The sequence below is a fragment of the Kitasatospora sp. NPDC001664 genome (genome assembly GCF_053596675.1).
This window is the reverse complement of the sequence record NZ_JBSFGS010000007.1, coordinates 127185-147270: the sequence shown is the minus strand read 5'-3', so window position 1 is coordinate 147270 and position 20086 is coordinate 127185. Positions and strand designations below refer to the sequence as shown.

Below are 20086 nucleotides of genomic sequence, written 5' to 3'. Positions count from 1 at the left end.
CGGAGGCGTCCGGCCGGGCCCTGGGGCACGGAGGGTCAGACGGCGACGGGGGCCAGCTGCTGGATGATGCCGAGGCGGTCGGGCAGGACGCTGTAGCGGACCACCTTGCCGTCGCGGACGGTCAGGCGGCTGACGCTGTGTCCGACGAAGGGCCGGCCGGTGGCGGGGACGCCGAAGATCGGGCCGACGTGGATGCCCTCGATCCGCCAGTAGGCGATGACCAGGTCGCCCTCCGCCACCAGGTCCTCGACCGTGGCCTTGACGTCCCGGACGTTGTTCCAGAGCCAGCGCAGGTGCTCGCGGAAGTCCTCCAGGCTGCCGGGGCCGTCGGGGCCGACCCGGCTCTCGTCGACGGCGTCCTCGGCGATCAGCTCCTCGACCAGGTCGATCCGCTGGCCGCTGACCAGCTCGTGGTAGTAGCGCAGGACGACGGCCTTGTTGTCCTCAAGGGTGCTCACTGTTCGTTCTCTCCTCGGTGGTTGACGGAAGAATGGGTGGTCAGCGGGTGGCGGCCGGCGGCAGGAGGATGCCGCCGTTGGCGCTCAGGCCGCCGTCGACCGGCACGGTGACGCCGGTGACGTACGAGGCGGCGGGCGAGGTCAGGAACCAGACCACCTCGGCCTGCTCCCGGGCCTCGGCCCAGCGCTGGGCCGGGATGCGGCGGGTGATGAAGGCGGAGAACTCCGGGTCCGCGACCTGGGCCGCCGTCAGGGCGGTGACGGTGCCGCCCGGGGCGATGGCGTTGATCCGGATGCCCTCGGCGGCGTAGTCGATGGCGGTGGCGCGCACCAGGTTGATGACGGCGGCCTTGGTGGCGTTGTAGGCCCAGGTGCCCGGGTCGCCGCGCAGGCCGGAGACCGAGGAGGTGGCGACGATCGCGCCGCCCCCGGCGGCCCGCAGGGCCGGGACGGCGGAGCGGATGCCGAGCACCACGCTGCGCACGTTCACCGCGAACAGCCGGTCGAAGCGCTCCACCGCTCCCGCCGACTCCAGCGGACCGCCGCCGCCCGTACCGGCGTTGAGCACCGCGGCGTCGAGGCGGCCGAACCGCTCCACGGCCAGCTCGACGGCCAGCTCGTTGGTCTCCTGCTCGGAGACGTCGCCGACCAGGGTGGCGACCCCGTCGAGCTCGGCGAAGGCGTCGAGGCCGTACTTGTCCACGTCCACCGCGACCACCCGGTGGCCGCGTTCGGCGTAGAGCCGCACCAGTGCCTCGCCGATCCCGGAGGCCGCTCCGGTCACCAGTACTACCGGGTTGCTGCCCATGCCCGCTCCTTCGTCTCGATCCACTGCCGGACGGCGTCCGCCGTCGTCGGGGTGTGCTGCTCCAGCACGGTGAAGTGGTCACCGGTGATGTCCCGCACCTCGTGCGGCACCGGCCAGTAGGCGCGCCAGTCGTGACGGCCCGTCGGGTCGATCACCGTGCCGCGCAGGGGGGTGTCGGCGCGCAGCGCCAGGACGGGCGCCTGCACCGGGCCGGGCTGCCAGCCGGCGAAGACGGAGTTGTAGCCGCCCATCGCGGTCAGGCTGGCGTCGCTCCAGACCATGTCGTACTGCTGGATCCGCTCGACCATGCCGGTGAGCATCGCGGTCAGCCACCACTCGCCCATGCCCTCGCGCACCGCGCTGTCGATCGGGTACGAGTCCACCAGGCCGAGCCCGGCCACCCGCCGCCCGGCCGCCTCCAGCCGTTCGGTGACGGCGTGCGCCACACAGCCGCCCATCGAGCGGCCTAGCACCACGAACGGCCGGTCGGGGCCGACCAGTCGGAGCACCGCCTCGGTGTGCAGGGTGAGGAAGGTGTCCAGGTTGTCGGGGAGCTTGTCGCTCGGGGTCCAGCCGGGCGAGGGGAGCACGAAGAAGTCGCGCTCGCCCTGGAAGGCGTGGGCGAGCCGGGCGTACTCGTGCGGACCGGAGATGGCGCTGAGCGCGGGAAAGGCGACCACGGCCGTCTCCCCGTCCCCCGAGGCCAACTGGAGCGGCTCCAGGGCGTGTTCGGCCCGCTCGTCGACGGTGAACCGGGACCGCAGCGCGGAGGCCACGCCGATCAGCGCGGAGGCCTCCGGGAAGCTGTCCTGGGCGGCGAGCCGACGGTAGAGGGTGGAGAGCGGATGGCGCGGGTCCTCGCCGTCTCCCGTCGCGGCCACCGTGACGGCGCCCGGGGTGGGCGCCTCCGCCACCAACTCCACCAGGTGAGTGGCGAGTTGCGCCGGGTCCGGGTGGTCGAAGGTGAGGGTCGGGGCGAGCCGCAGGCCGGTGACGGCGGTCAGGCGGTTGCGCAGCTCGACGGCGGTCAGCGAGTCCAGGCCCAGGTCGTTGAACGGGCGCTCGTCGCCGACGGCGGCCGGCTCGGTGCCGAGCACACCGGCGACCTCGGTGCGCACCAGCTCCAGCAGGGCGGCGGTCCGCTCCGCCCCGGTGAGCGCGAGCAGCTTCGGCAGCAGGGCCGGGCCGGCGGCCGCCGCACCCCGGGCAGCGGCCCGGCGGGCGGCCGGGACCAGGGCGGTGAGCAGCGCGGGCAGGGCCGGCTGGTTGCGCAGGGCGGCCAGGTCCAGCGGGGCCGCCACCAGGTAGGGGTCCTCGGCCCGCGCGGCCGCCTCGAACAGCCGGGCGCCCTGCTCGGCGCCGATCGCCCGGAGACCCGCACGGGCGGCCCGGCGGCGGTCGGCCTCACTGAGGTGCGCGGTGACGGCGCTGGCTTCGGCCCACTGGCCCCAGGCCAGCGACTGGGCCGGCAGGCCGATCGAGCGGCGGTGGGCGGCGAGCGCGTCCAGGTAGGTGTTGGCGGCGGAGTAGCTGGCCTGCCCCGGGCCGCCTAGGACGGCGGCGACCGAGGAGTAGAGCACGAAGGCCGCGAGGTCGTGACCCCTGGTCAGCTCGTGCAGGTGGCGGGCGCCGTCGGCCTTCGGGGCCCAGACGGTCCGCAGCCGCTCGGGGGTGAGGGCGGCGAGCACGCCGTCGTCCACCACACCGGCCGTGTGCACCACGGCGGTCAGCGGGTGCCGCTTCGGTATCGCGGCGATGGCGGCGGCGAGCGCCTCGCGGTCGCCCGCGTCGGCGGCGGCGATGGTCACCTCCGCGCCCAACTCCACCAGCTCGTCCTGGAGTTCCTCCGCGCCGGGAGCCTGGGCGCCGCTGCGGGACAGCAGCAGCAGGTGCTTCACGCCCCGCTCGGCGACCAGGTGACGGGCCAGCAGCCCGCCCAGCACACCGGTGCCACCGGTGATCAGCACCGTGCCCTCCGGGTCCCAGGGCCGGGCGGCGCCGACCTCCGGGGCGGTGGCGCGAACCAGCCGGGGCACGTGCACCCGGCCGGCCCGCAGGGCGAGTTGGGGCTCCTCGGTGGCCAGCGCGGCCGGGATCAGGTGCTCGGAGTCGTGGTCGGTGTCCAGCAGGACGATCCGGCCGGGGTGCTCGGACTGCGCGGAGCGCAGCAGTCCCCAGACCGGGGCGAGCACCGGGTCCGGTGCCTCCCCGAGGACCGGGACGGCGCCGCTGGTCACCACGGCCAGCCGGCTCCCCCCGTTCGCCTCGTCCGCCAGCCACGCCTGCGTGGCGGTCAGCACCTCGGCGAGCACGCCCTCGTGGCCGGTGATCCGCAGCTCGCTCCAGCTGTCGGCAGCCGCCGGCTCGGAGGCCGCGATCTCCGGCCACTCCAGCCGGAACAGGGCGTCGCGGTCGGCGCCGCCGGCCGGGGCGAGTTGTTCGGCGGAGACCAGCCGGGCCCGCAGGGCCTCGACGGAGGCGACCGGGGCGCCGGTCTCGTCCGCGACGTCGACCGAGATGGCCTCCGGCTCGGTGTAGCGCAGGCGCACCCGCAGGGCGCTCGCGCCGACCGCGTGCAGCCGCACGCCGGTGTAGGCGAAGGGAAGCCGGCTGGTGCCGGCCGGGGTGTCGGTCAGGCCGTGGTGGGCGGTGACGTGCACGGCGGCGTCCAGCAACGCCGGGTGAAGGCCGAACTCCGCGGCGCTCTCGCGGACTTCCTCCGGCAGCGCGACCTCGGCGTAGAAGGTGTCGCCGTCCCGCCAGGCCGCCCGCAGGCCCCGGAAGGCCGGGCCGTAGGCGAGCCCGGCGGCGGCCAGCTCCTGGTACACCTCCTCGGTGGGCAGTGCGGTGGCACCCGCCGGGGGCCACGCGCGCAGCGCCTCGCCCGGGGCGCCGGGGCCGGCCAGCAGCAGGCCGGAGGCGTGCCGGCTCCACTCCTCCGTCCCGGCCGGGCGGGAGTGCACGGTGACCTCGCGGGCCCCGGTCCCGTCCGCGCCGCCGACGGCGACCTGGACGTGCACGGCGCCCTGCTCGGGCAGCACCAGCGGGGCCTCCACCACCAGCTCGTCCAGGGTGCCGGCGCCCAGCTCGTCGCCTGCCCGGACCGCGAGCTCCAGCAGCGCGGTGCCGGGGACGATCACGGTGCCCTGGACGGCGTGGTCGGCCAGCCAGGGGTGGGTGCGCAGCGAGAGGCTGCCGGTGAGCAGCACGCCCTCCCCGTCCGGGAGGCGGACGGTGGCGCCGAGCAGCGGGTGGGCGGCCTCGGCGAGGCCGAGCCCGCTGGCGTCGGCCCCGCGGTGGGCGGGCTCCAGCCAGTAGCGGCGGCGCTGGAAGGGGTAGGTGGGGAGGGTCAGTCCGGCGGGGCGGGAGGGGTGGCCGAGCAGGGCGGTCCAGTTCACCCGGTGACCCTGGACGTGGATCCGGGCCAGCGCGGTGACGGCGGTCTCGGCCTCGTCGCGGTCGCGGCGCAGCGCGGTGGCCGTGACAGGAGTGTCGAGGGCGGCGCCGACCAGGCCGCTGAGCGTGCCGTCCGGGCCGAGCTCGACGAAGGTGCTGACGCCCTCGGCCGCCAACTCCCCGATGACGTCGGCGAAGCGGACCGCCTCGCGGACCTGGCGGACCCAGTACTGCGGGTCGGTGAGCTCGGCGGCGGTGGCGATCCGGCCGGTCAGGTTGGAGACCACCGGGATCTGCGGGGCATGGAAGGTCAGACCGGCGGCGGTCCGCCCGAACTCGGCGAGCATGCCGTCCAGGTGGGCGGAGTGGAAGGCATGACTGACCTTCAGCTGCTTGGTCCGCCGGTCGGCGAACCGCTCGCGGACGGCAGCCACGGCCTCGGCGTCACCGGAGACCACCACCGAACGCGGGCCGTTCACGGCCGCGATCTCGGCACCGGCAACGAGGGCCTCGCGGACCTCCTCCTCGGTGGCCTCGACCGCCACCATCGCACCGCCGCCCGGCAGTTCCTGCATCAGCCGGGCCCGGGCCGCCACCAGCGCGGCCGCGTCGGCCAGCGACAGCACCCCCGCCACGTGGGCCGCGGCCAGCTCACCGATCGAATGGCCGGTGACGTAGTCGGGCCGCACGCCCCAGGACTCGAAGAGCCGGAACAGCGCGACCTCCACCGCGAACAACGCCGGCTGCGTCCACCCCGTCTCGTCCAGACCCTCACCACTCGCGATCACCTCGGCCAGCGGCAGACCGAGGGCCGTCTCGACGGCCTCGAAAGCCTCGGCGAAGACCGGGAAGGCGGCGGCCAACTCCCGCCCCATGCCCACCCGCTGGCTACCCTGCCCGGAGAACAGGAACGCCAGACCGCCCGAGCGGGCCGTCCCGCGCACCACGCCCGGCCCGTCCAGCGCCCGCAGCGCCTCGACCCCGCCGAGCACCACCGCCCGCTCCTCGAAGACCGCCCGGTCGGCCACCAGGGCCCGGGCCAGCTCCAGCGGGGGCTCGGACGCCAGCAGTTCGGCCACCTGGGCGGCCCGCGCCGCCAGCGCCTCCGGTGAGCGGCCGGACACCACGAAGGGCAGCACGGCCGGGGCCTCGGTGGCCTCGATCGTGAGCTCTTCCTCCGGCGCCTGCTCGATGATCACGTGCGCGTTGGTGCCGCTGGCCCCGAAGGCCGAGACGCCGACCCGGCGCGGGCCTTCGACCTCCGGCCAGGCGCGCTGCTCGGTGAGCAGCTCCACCGCTCCGGCGTCCCAGTCCACGTAGGGGGTGCGCTGCTCGGCGTGCAGGGTGCGCGGCAGCACGCCGTGGCGGATCGCCAGCACCGACTTGATCACGCCCGCCACACCCGCCGCCGCCTGGGTGTGACCGATGTTGGACTTCAACGAGCCGAGCAGCAGCGGCTGTTCGCGGTCCTGCCCGTAGGTGGCCAGGATCGCCTGGGCCTCGATCGGGTCGCCCAGCCGGGTGCCGGTGCCGTGCGCCTCGACGGCGTGGACGTCGGCGGCGGCCAGCCGGGCCCCGGCCAGTGCCTGGCGGATGACGCGCTGCTGGGCGGGGCCGTTGGGGGCGGTCAGGCCGTTGGAGGCGCCGTCCTGGTTGACGGCGCTGCCGCGCAGCACCGCCAGCACGGGGTGCCCGTGGCGCCGCGCGTCCGAGAGCCGCTCGACCAGCAGCAGGCCCACGCCCTCCGCCCAGCCGGTGCCGTCCGCCTCGGCGGCGAAGGCCTTGCAACGGCCGTCGGCGGACAGGCCGCGCTGGCGGGAGAACTCCACGAAGCCCTGGGCGGTGGCCATCACGCTCACCCCGCCGGCCAGCGCGAGGTCGGACTCGCCGGAGCGCAGCGACTGGGCGGCCAGGTGCAGCGCGACCAGCGAGGAGGAGCAGGCGGTGTCCACCGTGACGGCCGGGCCCTCGAAACCGAAGGTGTAGGAGATCCGGCCCGAGGCCACGCTGTCCAGGCCGCCGATCCCCAGGAATCCCTCCAACTCGCCCGGGGCGTCGTGCAGTCGGGGCGTGTAATCGCTGCCCGCGATCCCGGCGAAGACCGCCGTCCGGCTGCCGCGCAGACCGGCCGGGTCGATGCCGGCCCGCTCGAAGGCCTCCCAGGCCGTCTCGAGCAGCAGGCGGTGCTGCGGGTCGGTGGCCAGCGCCTCGCGCGGCGAGATGCCGAAGAACTCCGCGTCGAACTCGGGCGTGGTGTCGAGGAATCCGCCGTGCCGGGTGTAGGAGGTGCCGGGGTGGTCCGGGTCGGGGTGGTAGAGCGCCTCCAGGTCCCAGCCGCGGTCGGCGGGGAACTCGCCGATGGCGTCCACGCCCTCGCTGACGACCCGCCAGAGGTCGTCCGGCGAGGTGATCCCGCCGGGCAGGCGGCAGGCCATGCCGACGATGGCGATCGGCTCGTACTTGGCCCGCTCCACTTCCTGGAGCCGCTTGTTGGCCTTCTGGGCGTCGGCCAGGGCCCGCTTCAGGTAGTCCCTGAGCTTCTGGTCGTTGGACATCGTTGCCTCTCGGATCACGTGCGGGTGGTTGCGGTGCGGGCGCTCAGTCGGAGTTGCCGTCGATCAGGGCGAAGAGCTCCTCGTCGGTGGCGCTGTCCAGGTCCAGGTCGAACTCGTCCTCGGCGGAAGGGTCCTGGCCCCAGCGGTCGACCAGCGCCCGCAGCCGGGCCAGCACCTGGTCGCGGTCCTGGTCGGCCGGGCCGTCCAGCAGCCGCTCCAGCGCGGCCACCGACTCCAGCGCTCCGAGCTCCACCGCCCTGTCCCCTACCGGCAGTTCGGCCAGCAGGTGGGCGGCCAGCGCGGCCGGGTTCGGGTGGTCGAAGACCAGGGTGGCGGGCAGCTCCAGGCCCGTCCCGGCGCCGATCCGATTGCGCAGTTCGACGGCGGTCAGCGAACTCAGGCCCAGGTCCCGGAAGGCCCGGTCGGCGCCGACCTCCCCGGTGTCGGGGTGGCCGAGCACGGCCGCCGCCTCCCGGCGGACCAGGTCCAGCAGCAGCGCCTCGCGGGCCGACGGGTCGTCGAGGACCGCGAGCCGGGCCACCCACGGGGCGGTCTCGCCCACCTCGGCGGCCTGGACGGCCGGGGCCGTCACGGTGGAGTTGGTGACGGTGGCGTCCAGCCAGTACCGCTGACGCTGGAAGGCGTAGCCGGGCAGCGCCACCCGGCGCGGACGGGCTCCGGCCAGCACGGCCGGCCAGTCCACCGCCGCGCCGCGCACCCAGAGTTCGGCGGCCGAGAGCAGGAAGCGGTCCAGGCCGCCGTGGTCCCGGCGAAGGGTCCCGGTGACGACCGAACCCCGTCCGGCCCCGGCGGACTCCAGGGTCTCCTGGAGCGGGACGGTGAGCACGGGGTGCGGGCTCACCTCGACGAAGACCGTGTGGCCCTCGGCGGCCAGCGCTCGGGCCGCCTCCTCGAAGCGGACGGTCTCGCGCAGGTTGGTCACCCAGTACTCGGCGTCCAGCGCCGCGGTGTCCTGCCAGTCACCGGTGACGGTGGAGAGCAGCGGCACCTCGCCGGTGCGCGGTCGGACCGGGGCGAGCAGCTCCAGCAGCTCCTCCCGCAGGCCGTCCACCTGGGCGGAGTGCGAGGCGTAGTCCACCGGGATCAGCCGGGCCCGGACCTCCTCCGCCCGGTAGCCCTCGACCAGTTCGGCCAGCGCCTGCGGCTCGCCGGAGACCACGGTGGCGGAGGGGCCGTTGACCACGGCGACCGAGAGCCGGCCGCCCCAGGCGGCGATCCGCTCGGTGACCTCGGCGGCGGGCAGCGCCACCGAGGCCATTCCGCCCCGGCCCGAGAGGGCCAGGATGGCCCGGCTGCGCAGGGCCACCACCCGGGCGCCGTCGGCCAGGCTCAGGCCGCCGGCCACCACGGCGGCGGCGATCTCGCCCTGGCTGTGGCCGACCACCGCGTCCGGGCGGACGCCGTGGGCCTGCCAGAGCTCGGCCAGCGAGACCATCACGGCCCACAGCACCGGCTGCACCACGTCCACCCGGTCCAGGCCGGGCGCGCCCGGCTCGCCGCGCAGCACGTCCAGCAGGGACCAGTCGGTGTGCGGGGCGAGGGCCGCCGCGCACTCCGCGATCCGGGCCGCGAAGGCCGGTGCGGTGTCCAGGAGTCCGACCGCCATGCCGGCCCACTGGGAGCCCTGGCCGGGGAAGACGAAGACGGTCCGGCCGTCCACGTCGGCCCGGCCGGTGACCAGCGCGGGCGAGGGGTCGCCGGCGGCGAGCAGCTTCAGCCCGGCCGGGTCGCCGACCACCACGGCCCGCTCCTCCAGCGCGCCCCGGGTGGTGACCAGGGCGTGCGCCACGTCGACCGGCTCGGCGCCCTCCAGCGCCTCGGCCACCCGCCCGGCCTGCTCGCGCAGGGCCTGCGGGGTGCGGGCCGAGACCACGAAGGGCAGCACCGGCGGGGTGGCGCCGCGCTCGGGAGCGGGCGCCTCCTGCGGGGCCTGCTCGATGATCACGTGGGCGTTGGTGCCGGAGACCCCGAAGGAGGAGATCCCGGCCCGGCGCGGGCGGTCCACCCCGGGCCAGTCCTGACGCTCGGTCAGCAGCTCGACCGCACCGGCCGACCAGTCCACGTACGGGGACGGCTCGTCCACGTGCAGGGTCTGCGGCAGCACGCCGTGGCGGATGGCCTGCACCATCTTGATCACCCCGGCCGCGCCGGCGGCGGCCTGGGTGTGGCCGATGTTGGACTTCAACGAGCCGAGCAGCAGCGGCTGTTCGCGGTCCTGGCCGTAGGTGGCGAGCAGCGCCTGGGCCTCGATCGGGTCACCCAGGCGGGTGCCGGTGCCGTGGCCCTCGACGGCGTCCACCTCGTGCGCGGCAAGGCCCGCCTGGGCCAGCGCCTGCCGGATGACGCGCTGCTGGGAGGGACCGCTCGGCGCGGTCAGGCCGTTGGAGGCGCCGTCCTGGTTGACGGCGCTGCCGCGCAGCACCGCCAGCACCTGGTGCCCGTTGCGCCGCGCGTCGGAGAGCCGCTCCACCAGCAGCAGGCCCACGCCCTCGCCCCAGCCGGTGCCGTCCGCCGCCCCCGCGTAGGCCTTGCAGCGGCCGTCCTCGGAGAGCGCCCGCTGACGGGAGAACTCCACGAAGGTGGTCGGGGTGGACATCACCGCGACGCCACCGGCCAGGGCCAGGTCGCACTCCCCGGCCCGCAGCGACTGGGCGGCCAGGTGCAGGGCGACCAGCGAGGAGGAGCAGGCGGTGTCGACCGTGACGGCCGGGCCCTCGAAACCGAAGGTGTAGGAGATCCGGCCCGAGGCGACACTGCCCGCGCTGCCGTTGCCGAGCCAGCCCTCCAGCTCCGCCGGGACCTCACGGACCCGGGGCGCGTAGTCGTGGTACATCATCCCGGCGAAGACGCCGGTCCGGCTGCCGCGCAGCGTGGCCGGGTCGATGCCCGCGCTCTCCAGCGCCTCCCATCCGGTCTCCAGCAGCAGGCGCTGCTGGGGGTCGGTGGCCAGTGCCTCGCGCGGGGAGATGCCGAAGAACGCGGCGTCGAACTCGGCGGCCCGGTCGAGGAATCCGCCGTGCCGGGTGTACGAGGTGCCGGGCCGCTCCGGGTCCGGGTCGTAGAGGTTCTCCAGGTCCCAGCCGCGGTCGGTCGGGAACTCCCCGACCGCGTCCCGGCCTTCGGCCACCAGCTGCCAGAGCTCGTCCGGCGTGGTCACCCCGCCGGGCAGGCGGCAGGCCATGCCGACGATGGCGATCGGGTCGTCGGCGGGCAGCGGCGCCGGGGACGCCGTACGGACCGCCGGGGCCTTCGCCGCGCCCAGCAGCTCGGTGAGCAGGTGCTCGGCGAGGGCGGCCGGGTTGGGGTGGTCGAAGACCAGGGTGGCGGAGAGGCGCAGACCGGTGGCCGCGCCGATCCGGTTGCGCAGCTCCACGGCGGTCAGCGAGTCCAGCCCGAGGCTGGTGAACGGCCGCTGCGCGCCGACCGAGCCGGCGTCCGTGCCGAGCACGGCGGCCACCTCGGTGCGGACCAGGCGCAGCACCGTGGCGAGGCGCTCGGCCCGGTCCGGCAGCGCGGCCAGCCGCTCCGTGAGCGGGGCCTCCCCCGCCGCCGCGCCACCGCTGCCCGCTGCCCGGCGGACCGGGCGGACCAGGCCGCGCAGCAGCGCGGGCACCGGACGGCCGCGCAGGGCGGCCAGGTCGAGCGGGGCGGGGACCAGCACCGGACGGTCCGTCAGCAGGCCGGCCGCGTCGAAGAGCGCGGCGCCCTCGGCCGAGCCGATCGGGCGGATCCCGAGCCGGGCCAGGCGGGCGTGGTCGGTGGCGCTCAGGTGGCCGGTGATGCCACTGGCCTCGGCCCACTGGCCCCAGGCCAGCGACTGGGCCGGCAGGCCGATCGAGCGCCGGTGGGCGGCCAGCGCGTCCAGGTAGGTGTTGGCGGCGGAGTAGCTGGCCTGCCCCGGCGAACCGAGGACGGCGGCGACCGAGGAGTAGAGCACGAAGGCGGCCAGCTCGTGACCCCTGGTCAGCTCGTGCAGATGGCGGGCGCCGTCGGCCTTCGGGGCCCACACCGCCTCCAGTCGGGACGGCGTCAGCGAACCGAAGACACCGTCGTCCACCACACCGGCCGTGTGCACCACGGCGGTGAGCGGGTGCTCGGCCGGTACCGCGGCGATCGCGGCGGCCAGCGCCTCGCGGTTCGCCGCGTCGGCGGCCGCGATGGTCACCCGTGCGCCCAATCCGGCCAGCTCCTCGCGGAGTTCGGCCGCACCGGGGGCAGCATCGCCGCTGCGGGAAAGCAGAAGCAGGTGCTTCACGCCGCGCCCGGCGACCAGGTGACGGGCCAGCAGCCCGCCCAGCACGCCGGTTCCACCGGTGATCAGCACCGTGCCCTCCGGGTCCCAGGGCCGCGCCTCGCCGTGCTCCGGCACGCCCACCCGGGCCAGCCTCGGCACGTGCACCCGGCCGTCGCGCAGGGCGAGTTGGGGCTCGCCGGAGGCCAGCACCGTCGGCAGCAGCCCGGCGACGTCACCGTCCACCAGGACGATCCGCTCCGGGTGCTCGGACTGCGCGGAGCGCAGCAGCCCCCAGACCGGGGCCACCACCGGATCCGGTGCCTCGCCGGCGACGGAGACGGCACCGCTGGTCAGGACGACCAGCCGGGCCCCCTCGTTCGCCTCGTCCGCCAGCCACTCCTGCGTGGCGGTCAGCACCTCGGCGAGCACGCCCTCCCGGGCCTCGGCCCGCAGGACGGTGTGGGCGGAGAGCCCGTCCGCCCCGTCCGTCTCGGGCAGCGCGAGCTCGGGCCACTCGACCGCGAACAGCGCGTCCCGGTCGACCGCCGGGGCGGTGCCCAGTGCGCCGTCCTGCACCGGCCGGGTGACCAGGGAGGCGAGCGAGATCACCGGGCGCCCCTCGGCGTCGGTGGCCTCGATGGCGTAGTCGTCCGCGCCGCTGACGGTGAGCCGGACCCGGATCCGGGCGGCGCCCGCCGCGTGCAGCGAGACCCCCCGGTAGGCGAACGGCAGGCGCCGCACCCCGGCCTCGCTGCCGTGCAGGGCCGGGAGTTGGGCCGCCGCGTCCAGCAGGGCCGGGTGGATGCCGAAGCGGGAGGCGTCCGGGACGAGCTGCTCGGGGAGGGCGGCCTCGGCGTACAGGGTGTCACCGTCGCGCCAGACCGTCTCCAGGCCGCGGAAGGCGGGCCCGTACTCCAGGCCGACCCCGGCCAGCAGCTCGTACGCCTCGGTGACCGGGACCTCCTCGGCGCCCTGCGGCGGCCAGACGAAGGGCTCGGCAGCGGCCGTGCGCTCGGAGAGCAGACCGGAGGCGTGCCGGGTCCACTCCCCCGCCACGCCCGCCCGGGAGTGGACGGCGACCGGACGCTTCCCGTCCTCGGCCGACTCGCCGACGGTGACCTGGAGTTGGAGAGCACCCTCGGCCGGGAGCAGCAGCGGCGACTCGACCACCAGCTCCTCCAGGGTGGCCGCGCCGACCTCGTCACCGGCCCGGACGGCGAGTTCGACCAGGGCCGCACCGGGCGCCAGGACGGTGCCGAGCGCCACGTGGTCGGCCAGCCAGGGGTGGGTTCGCAGCGAGAGGCTGCCGGTCAGCACCACGCCCGAGGAGCCGGCCGGGGTCAGGGCCGCGCCGAGCACCGGGTGCTCGACCGCACCGAGGCCCAGACCGCCGGCGTCGGCGGTCCGACGGGCGGGCTCCAGCCAGTAACGGCGGCGCTGGAACGGGTAGGTGGGCAGGTCGAGCTGCGGGCGGCGGGCGCCGCCGAACAGCGCGGCCCAGTCCACCGGGTGGCCCTGGACGTGGATCCGGGCCAGCGCGGTGACGGCGGTCTCGGCCTCGTCGCGGTCGCGGCGCAGCGCGGCTGCCGTGACGGGCTCGTCCAGGATGGTGCCGACCAGGCCGCTGAGCGTGCCGTCCGGGCCGAGCTCGACGAAGGTGCTGACGCCCTCGGCCGCCAACTCCCTTACCACGTCGGCGAAGCGGACCGCCTCGCGGACCTGTCGGACCCAGTACTGCGGGTCGGTGAGCTCGGCGGCGGTGGCGATCCGGCCGGTCAGGTTGGAGACCACCGGGATCTGCGGGGCGCTGTAGCCGAGGTGGGCGGCCACCCGGCCGAAGTCGGCGAGCATGCCGTCCAGGTGGGCGGAGTGGAAGGCGTGACTGACCTTCAGCTGCTTGGTGCGGCGGTCGGCGAAGCGCTCGCGGACGGCGGCCACGGCCTCGGCGTCGCCGGAGACCACCACCGAACGCGGGCCGTTGACGGCCGCGATCTCCGCACCGGGGACCAGGACCTCGCGGACCTCCTCCTCGGTCGCCTCGACCGCCACCATCGCACCACCACCGGGCAGTTCCTGCATCAACCGGGCCCGGGCCGCCACCAGCGCGGCCGCATCGGCCAGCGAGAACACCCCCGCCACGTGGGCCGCGGCCAGCTCACCGATCGAGTGCCCGGCCAGTAGGTCCGGCCGCACGCCCCAGGACTCGAAGAGCCGGAACAGCGCGACCTCCACCGCGAACAACGCCGGCTGCGTCCACCCCGTCTCGTCCAGACCCTCACCACTCGCGATCACCTCGCCCAGCGGCAGGCCGAGCGCCTCGGCCACCGCGTCGAAGGCCTGCGCGTAGACCGGGAAGGCGGCGTACAACTCCCGCCCCATGCCCACCCGCTGGCTACCCTGCCCGGAGAACAGGAACGCCAGACCACCGGAGCTGGCCGTCCCGCGCACCACGCCGGGGCCGTCCAGCGCGCGCAGCGCCTCGACGCCGCCGAGCACCACCGCGCGCTCCTCCAGCGCGGCCCGCGCGGTCACCAGCGACTGGGCGACCGCCGACGGGTCGGCCGTCGAGGCGAGTTCGGCGACCTGGTCGGCCTGGGCCACCAAGGCCTCCGGCGTCCGCGCGGAGAGCACGAAGGGCAGCACGGCCGGGGCCTCGGTGGCCACGACCACCGCGGCCTCCTCCGGCGCCTGCTCGATGATCACGTGCGCGTTGGTGCCGGAGACCCCGAAGGCGGAGACGCCGACCCGGCGCGGGCGGTCCAGCGCGGGCCAGGGCTGGTCCTCCGTCAGCACCCGCACCGTGCCCGCCGACCAGTCGACGTGCGGGGAGGGCTCGTCCACGTGCAGGGTGCGCGGCAGCACGCCGTTGCGGATCGCCAGCACCGACTTGATCACGCCCGCGACACCCGCCGCGGCCTGGCTGTGGCCGATGTTGGACTTCACCGAGCCGAGCCAGAGCGGGCGTTCGGCGTCGCGCTCCTGCCCGTAGGTGGCGATCAGGGCCTGCGCCTCGATCGGGTCGCCCAGCGTGGTGCCGGTGCCGTGTGCCTCCACCGCGTCCACCTCGTGGGCGGCGAGGCCCGCCTGGGCCAGCGCCTGGCGGATGACGCGCTGCTGGGAGGGACCGCTCGGCGCGGTCAGGCCGTTGGAGGCGCCGTCCTGGTTGACGGCGCTGCCGCGCAGCACCGCCAGCACCTGGTGCCCGTTGCGCCGCGCGTCGGAGAGCCGCTCCACCAGCAGCAGGCCCACGCCCTCGGCCCAGCCGGTGCCGTCGGCGGCCGCCGCGAAGGCCTTGCAGCGGCCGTCGGGCGACATGGCCCGCTGGCGGGAGAACTCCACGAAGGTGGTCGGGGTGGTCATCAGCAGCACGCCGCCCGCCACCGCCAGGTCCGACTCCCCGGCGCGCAGTGACTGCGCGGCCAGGTGCAGGGCGACCAGCGAGGAGGAGCAGGCGGTGTCCACCGTGACGGCCGGGCCCTCGAAACCGAAGGTGTAGGAGATCCGGCCCGAGGCCACCGAGCCGGCGTTGCCGATCCCCAGGTAGGCCTCCAGCTCGTCCGGCACCTGCTGCCCGGCGCCCGCGTAGTCGCGGCCGGAGATGCCGGCGAACACGCCGGTCCGGCTGCCGCGCAGCGCGGTCGGGTCGATGCCGGCCCGCTCGAAGGCCTCCCAGGTGGTCTCCAGCAGCAGGCGCTGCTGGGGGTCGATCGCGGGGGCCTCGCGCGGCGGGATCCCGAAGAACTCGGCGTCGAACTCGCCGATGCCGTCGAGGAATCCGCCGTGCTTGGAGTACGAGGTGCCGGGCCGGTCCGGGTCGGGGCTGTAGAGCGACTCCAGGTCCCAGCCGCGGTCCGCCGGGAACTCGGTGAGCGCGTCCACGCCCTCGCTGACCAGGCGCCAGAGGTCCTCGGGCGAGGCGACCCCGCCGGGGTAGCGGCAGGCCATGCCGACGATCGCGATCGGGTCCTCGTCCAGGTCCGCGAGCCGTACGGCGGGCGTCTCGGTGAGCTCCTCGGCGCCCCACAGCTCGCCGGCCAGCCAGTCGGCCAGGGCGGCGGGGGTCGGGTGGTCGAAGACCACGGTGGCGGGCAGGCGGCGGCCGGTGGCCGCGCCCAGGCGGTTGCGGAACTCGACGGCGGTGAGCGAGTCGAAGCCCTGCTGGCGGAAGGCCTTGGCCGGGTCGATCGCCTCGGCCGAGCCGTGCCGCTGCACGGCGGCGGCCTCGGCACGGACCAGGGCCAGCAGGCTCCGGCGCCGCTCGGCGGCGGGCAGGGCGGCCAGACGGGCCGTCAGCTCGCCCTCGGCCGCCGGTGCGGCGGCGCCCACGGGCTCGGCCGTGCGGCGGACCAGCTCGGCGGCGATCGGGTGGCGACGGCTGCGGAACAGCACGGGCCAGTCGGCGTCCACCACCACCAGGGTGATGTCGCCGTGGTCCAGAGCCTGGCCGAGCAGCTCGACGGCCTGCACCGGCGGCAGCGAGACCAGGCCGTGGCGCAGCAGCTGCTCCTCGGCCCCGTCGGCGGCGATGCCGTCCCCCGCCCAGTGGCCCCAGGCGATCGAGGTGGCCGGCAGGCCCGCGGCGCGGCGGCGCTCGGCGAGGGCGTCCAGATAGGCGTTGCCGGGCGCGTAGTTGCCCTGCCCGGGGATGCCGCACAGACCGGCCACCGAGGAGAACAGCACGAAGGCGGAGAGCTCCAGCCCGGCGGTCAGCTCGTCCAGCAGCTGCGCGGCGCCCGCCTTGGCGCGGAGCGCCAGCTCCAGCTGAGCGGCCGTCAGGGAGGGGATCAGGCCGTCGTGCAGCGCGGCGGCGGTGTGCACCACGGCGGTCAGCGGGCGGTCGGCGGGGATGCCCGCCAGCACGGCGGCGAGCGCCTCGCGGTCGGCCACGTCGGCGGCGGCGAAGCTCACCTCGGTGCCCAGGGCGGCGAGTTCGGCGGCCAGCACGGCCGCACCGGGTGCCTCGGCGCCCCGGCGGCTGACCAGCAGCAGGTGCTCGGCGCCACGCCCGGCCAGCCAGCGGGCCACGTGGCCACCGAGGGCTCCGGTGCCTCCGGTGATCAGCGTGGTGCCACTCGGCCGCCACGGCTGCTCGGCCGCTCCGGCCGGGGCGGCGGGGACCAGGCGCCGGGCGAAGACCCCGGCGGGGCGCAGCGCGAGCTCCACCTCGCGGTCGGCGGAGGTGTCGGCCAGCAGGGCGGCCAGCTGCTGCCAGGTGCGGTCGTCCGGTTCGGCCGGAAGGTCGGCCAACCCGCCGTGCAGGGCGGGGAGTTCGGCGGCCAGGATGGCGCCGAAGCCCCAGACCAGGGCGTGCTGCGGGTCGGTCACCGGATCGGCCGGGCCGGTGGAGACGGCACCCCGGGTCAGGTACCAGAGCGGGGCGTGCGCCCCCGCGTCCTCCAGGGCCTGGGCCAGGGTGACCTCGGCGGCGTAGGCCCACGGCACCGCGGGGTGCTCGGGGTGGGCGCCGCCGCGCAGCTGGAGCAGGGAGACCACGCCGTCGAACGGCCCGGCGGCGATCAGGGTCTCGGCCAGCGCGGCGCGGTCGGTGCCGCCGAGGACCACCACGGGCACGGCGCCGTGCGCGGCCAGCGTCTCGGCGAGCGCCGCCGCCCACGGGTGGCCGGTCTGCTCCTCCGGGGTGACGATCAGCCAGGTGCCGTGCAGCTTGCCGGCCGTGGCCGGGGTGACGGGGCGCCAGGTGATCCGGTGGCGCCAGCCGTCGGCGACGGTGGCCGCCCGCTGCCGGTCCCACCAGGAGGCCAGGGCCGGCAGCACGGGGGCGACCCGCTCGCCGTCCAGGCCGATGGCCTCGCCGAGCCGCCCGGCGTCGCCCTCGGCGACCAGGCCCCAGAAGGTCTCGTCGGGGGCGCCGCCGGTGCCGGTGAGCTGCTCGGGCGAGCGGCTGGCGTCCAGCCAGTACCGCTGCCGCTGGAACGGGTAGGTGGGCAGCTCGGCGTGGTGCGGGCGGGTGCCGGCGAAGGCGGCCGTCCAGTCCACCGGGACGCCCCGGACGTGGAGTTCGGCCGCGGAGGCGAGCCAGCGCTCCCGGCCGCCGTGGTCGCGGCGCAGCGAACCGGCCACCACCGGGTCGGTCACCCCGGCCGCGTCGAGGGTGTCCTCGATCGCGCCGGTGAGCACCGGGTGCGGGCTGACCTCGACGAAGACGGTGTGCCCGTCCTCGGCCAGGCGGCGGGTGGCCTGCTCGAAGCGGACGGTGGAGCGCAGGTTGCGGTACCAGTACCCGGCGTCCAGGGCGGCGGTGTCCTGCCAGTCCCCGGTGACGGTGGAGAGCAGCGGCACCTCCCCGGCGCGCGGGGCCACGGGGGCGAGCAGCTCCAGCAGCTCCTCGCGCAGCGCCTCGGTCTGCACCGAGTGGGAGGCGTAGTCGATGTTGACCGGGCGGGTGCGGACGCCCTCGGCCTCGTACGCGGCGGCCAGTTCGGCCAGTGCCTCCAGGTCGCCGGAGACCACGGTGGAGAGCGGGCCGTTGACCACGCCGATCGACAGGCGGCCGGGCCGGGCGGTGATCCGGGCCTCCACCTCGGCGAGCGGGCGGGCCACCGAGAGCATGCCGCCCTTGCCGGAGAGGGTGGCCAGCGCCTGGGCCCGGCGGGCCACGATCCGGGCCGCGTCGGCCAGGGTGAGGCCGCCGGCCACGTAGGCGGCCGCCACCTCGCCCTGGCTGTGGCCGACCACGGCGTCGGGGCGCACCCCGTAGGACTTCCAGAGCGCGGCCAGGGCCACCATGACGGCCCAGAGAGTGGGCTGGACCACGTCGACCCGGTCCGGGTCCGGTCCGCCGGGCACTCCGCGCACCACGTCCAGCAGCGACCAGTCGGTGTGCGGGGCGAGCGCCTCGGCGGCCTCGGTGAGCGCGGCGGCGAACACCGGCTCGGCCTCGAGCAGTCCGGCGGCCATGCCGGTCCACTGGGAGCCCTGGCCGGGGAAGACGAAGACCACCTTGCCGGGGGTCCCGGCCCGGCCGCGCACCACCTGGGGGGCGGTCAGGTCGGCGAGGGCGTCCGGGCCGCCGATGGCGACGGCGCGCTCCTCCAGGTGCGCCCGGCCGGTGGCCAGGGTGTGGGCCAGGTCCAGCGGTGCGACCCGGTCGACGGTGCGTGCGAGGCGGGCGGCCTGGGCCTCCAGCGCCTCGGGGGTGCGGGCGGAGAGCAGGTAGGGCAGCACCTCGGGCGCCTCGGTGCCGGGCTCTCCCGTCTCCTCCTCGGGGGCCTGCTCGACGATGACGTGCGCATTGGTGCCGGAGACGCCGAAGGCGGAGACGGCGGCGCGGCGCGGGCGGTCCAGGGCCGGCCAGTCCTGACGCTCGGTCAGCAGCCGGACGGTGCCCTCGGACCAGTCGACGTGCGGGGAGGGCTCGTCCACGTGCAGGGTGCGCGGCAGCACGCCGTGGCGGATCGCCAGCACCGACTTGATCACGCCGGCCACCCCGGCGGCGGCCTGGGTGTGGCCGATGTTCGACTTCAACGAGCCCAGCCAGAGCGGCCGTTCGGGGTCGTGGGCCTGCCCGTAGGTGGCGATCAGGGCCTGCGCCTCGATCGGGTCGCCCAGGCGGGTGCCGGTGCCGTGCGCCTCCACCAGGTCGACGTCGGCCGGGGTGATCCCGGCGGAGGCCAGCGCCTGGCGGATGACGCGCTGCTGGGAGGTGCCGCTCGGGGCGGTGAGCTGGCTACTGCGGCCGTCCTGGTTGACGGCCGAGCCGCTGAGCACGGCCAGCACCCGGTGGCCGTTGCGGCGGGCGTCGGAGAGCTTCTCCAGCACCAGCAGCCCGGCGCCCTCGCCCCAGCCGGTCCCGTCGGCGGCGGAGGCGAAGGCCTTGCAGCGGCCGTCGGGCGCCAGGCCGCGCTGGCGGCTGAACTCGATGAACAGGCCGGGCGCGGAGAGCACGGTGGCGCCGCCGGCCAGGGCCAGCGAGCACTCGCCGGAGCGCAGCGCGCTCGCGGCCAGGTGGACCGCGACCAGGGAGGAGGAGCAGGCGGTGTCGACGGTGACGGCCGGCCCCTCCAGGCCCAGGGTGTAGGCGATCCGGCCGGAGGCGACCGAGGTGGTGGTGCCGGTGAGCACGTAGCCGTCGGTCTGCTCGGCGGGCAGGTGGTGCATGGAGGGGCCGTACTCCTGCGCGATGACGCCCGCGAAGACGCCGGTGCGGCTGCCGCGCAGCGACTCCGGGTCGATCGCGGCGTGCTCCAGCGCCTCCCAGGCCGTCTCCAGCAGCAGGCGCTGCTGGGGCTCGGCGGCGAGCGCCTCGCGCGGCGAGACGCCGAAGAACGCGGCGTCGAACTCGCCCGCCTCGTAGAGGAATCCGCCCTCGCGGGCATAGCTGCGGCCGGGCCGGTCCGGATCCGGGTCGTACAGGTGCTCCAGGTCCCAGCCCCGGTCGGAGGGGAAGGGGCCGACCACGTCGCGCTCCTCGGCGACCAGCTGCCACAGGGCGTCCGGGGTGTCGGCACCGCCGGGGAAGCGGCAGGCCATGCCGACGATGGCGATCGGCTCCTCCGGGCCGTCCTCGGACGCGGCCGCGCGGGCCTCGGCGTCCTTCAGCCGCTGGCGGGTCTGGTGCAGCTCGGTGGCCACCTTGTTGAGGTAGTCGCGGAGC

3 protein-coding genes and 1 pseudogene are annotated in these 20086 nt (G+C 76.1%); all 4 read right to left on the bottom strand.

The features are described from left to right. Positions 1–35: 35 nt before the first annotated feature. Positions 36–458, bottom strand: a complete 423-nt coding sequence (locus tag ACWCYY_RS12510) for an ester cyclase (RefSeq protein ID WP_345280032.1) — start codon at positions 456–458, stop codon at positions 36–38. 40 nt (positions 459–498) lie between these two features. Next, positions 499–1266, bottom strand: a complete 768-nt coding sequence (locus tag ACWCYY_RS12505) for an SDR family NAD(P)-dependent oxidoreductase (RefSeq protein WP_449795979.1) — start codon at positions 1264–1266, stop codon at positions 499–501. Further along, the gene (locus ACWCYY_RS12500; RefSeq protein WP_449795978.1) at positions 1248–7217 is read right to left on the bottom strand and encodes an SDR family NAD(P)-dependent oxidoreductase; all 5970 of its coding nucleotides are present in this window, start codon (positions 7215–7217) and stop codon (positions 1248–1250) included. The genes ACWCYY_RS12505 and ACWCYY_RS12500 overlap by 19 nt, the downstream gene beginning before the upstream one ends. A 241-nt stretch (positions 7218–7458) precedes the next feature. Next, a pseudogene (locus ACWCYY_RS12495) lies at positions 7459–20064 on the bottom strand (type I polyketide synthase); the annotation flags it as partial. Positions 20065–20086 lie beyond the last annotated feature (22 nt).

Coding starts and splice junctions, on each gene's coding strand:
- ACWCYY_RS12505 (WP_449795979.1), bottom strand. CDS start 1,266: ATGGGCAGCAACCCGGTAGTACTGGTGACCGGAGCGGCCTCCGGGATC.
- ACWCYY_RS12500 (WP_449795978.1), bottom strand. CDS start 7,217: ATGTCCAACGACCAGAAGCTCAGGGACTACCTGAAGCGGGCCCTGGCC.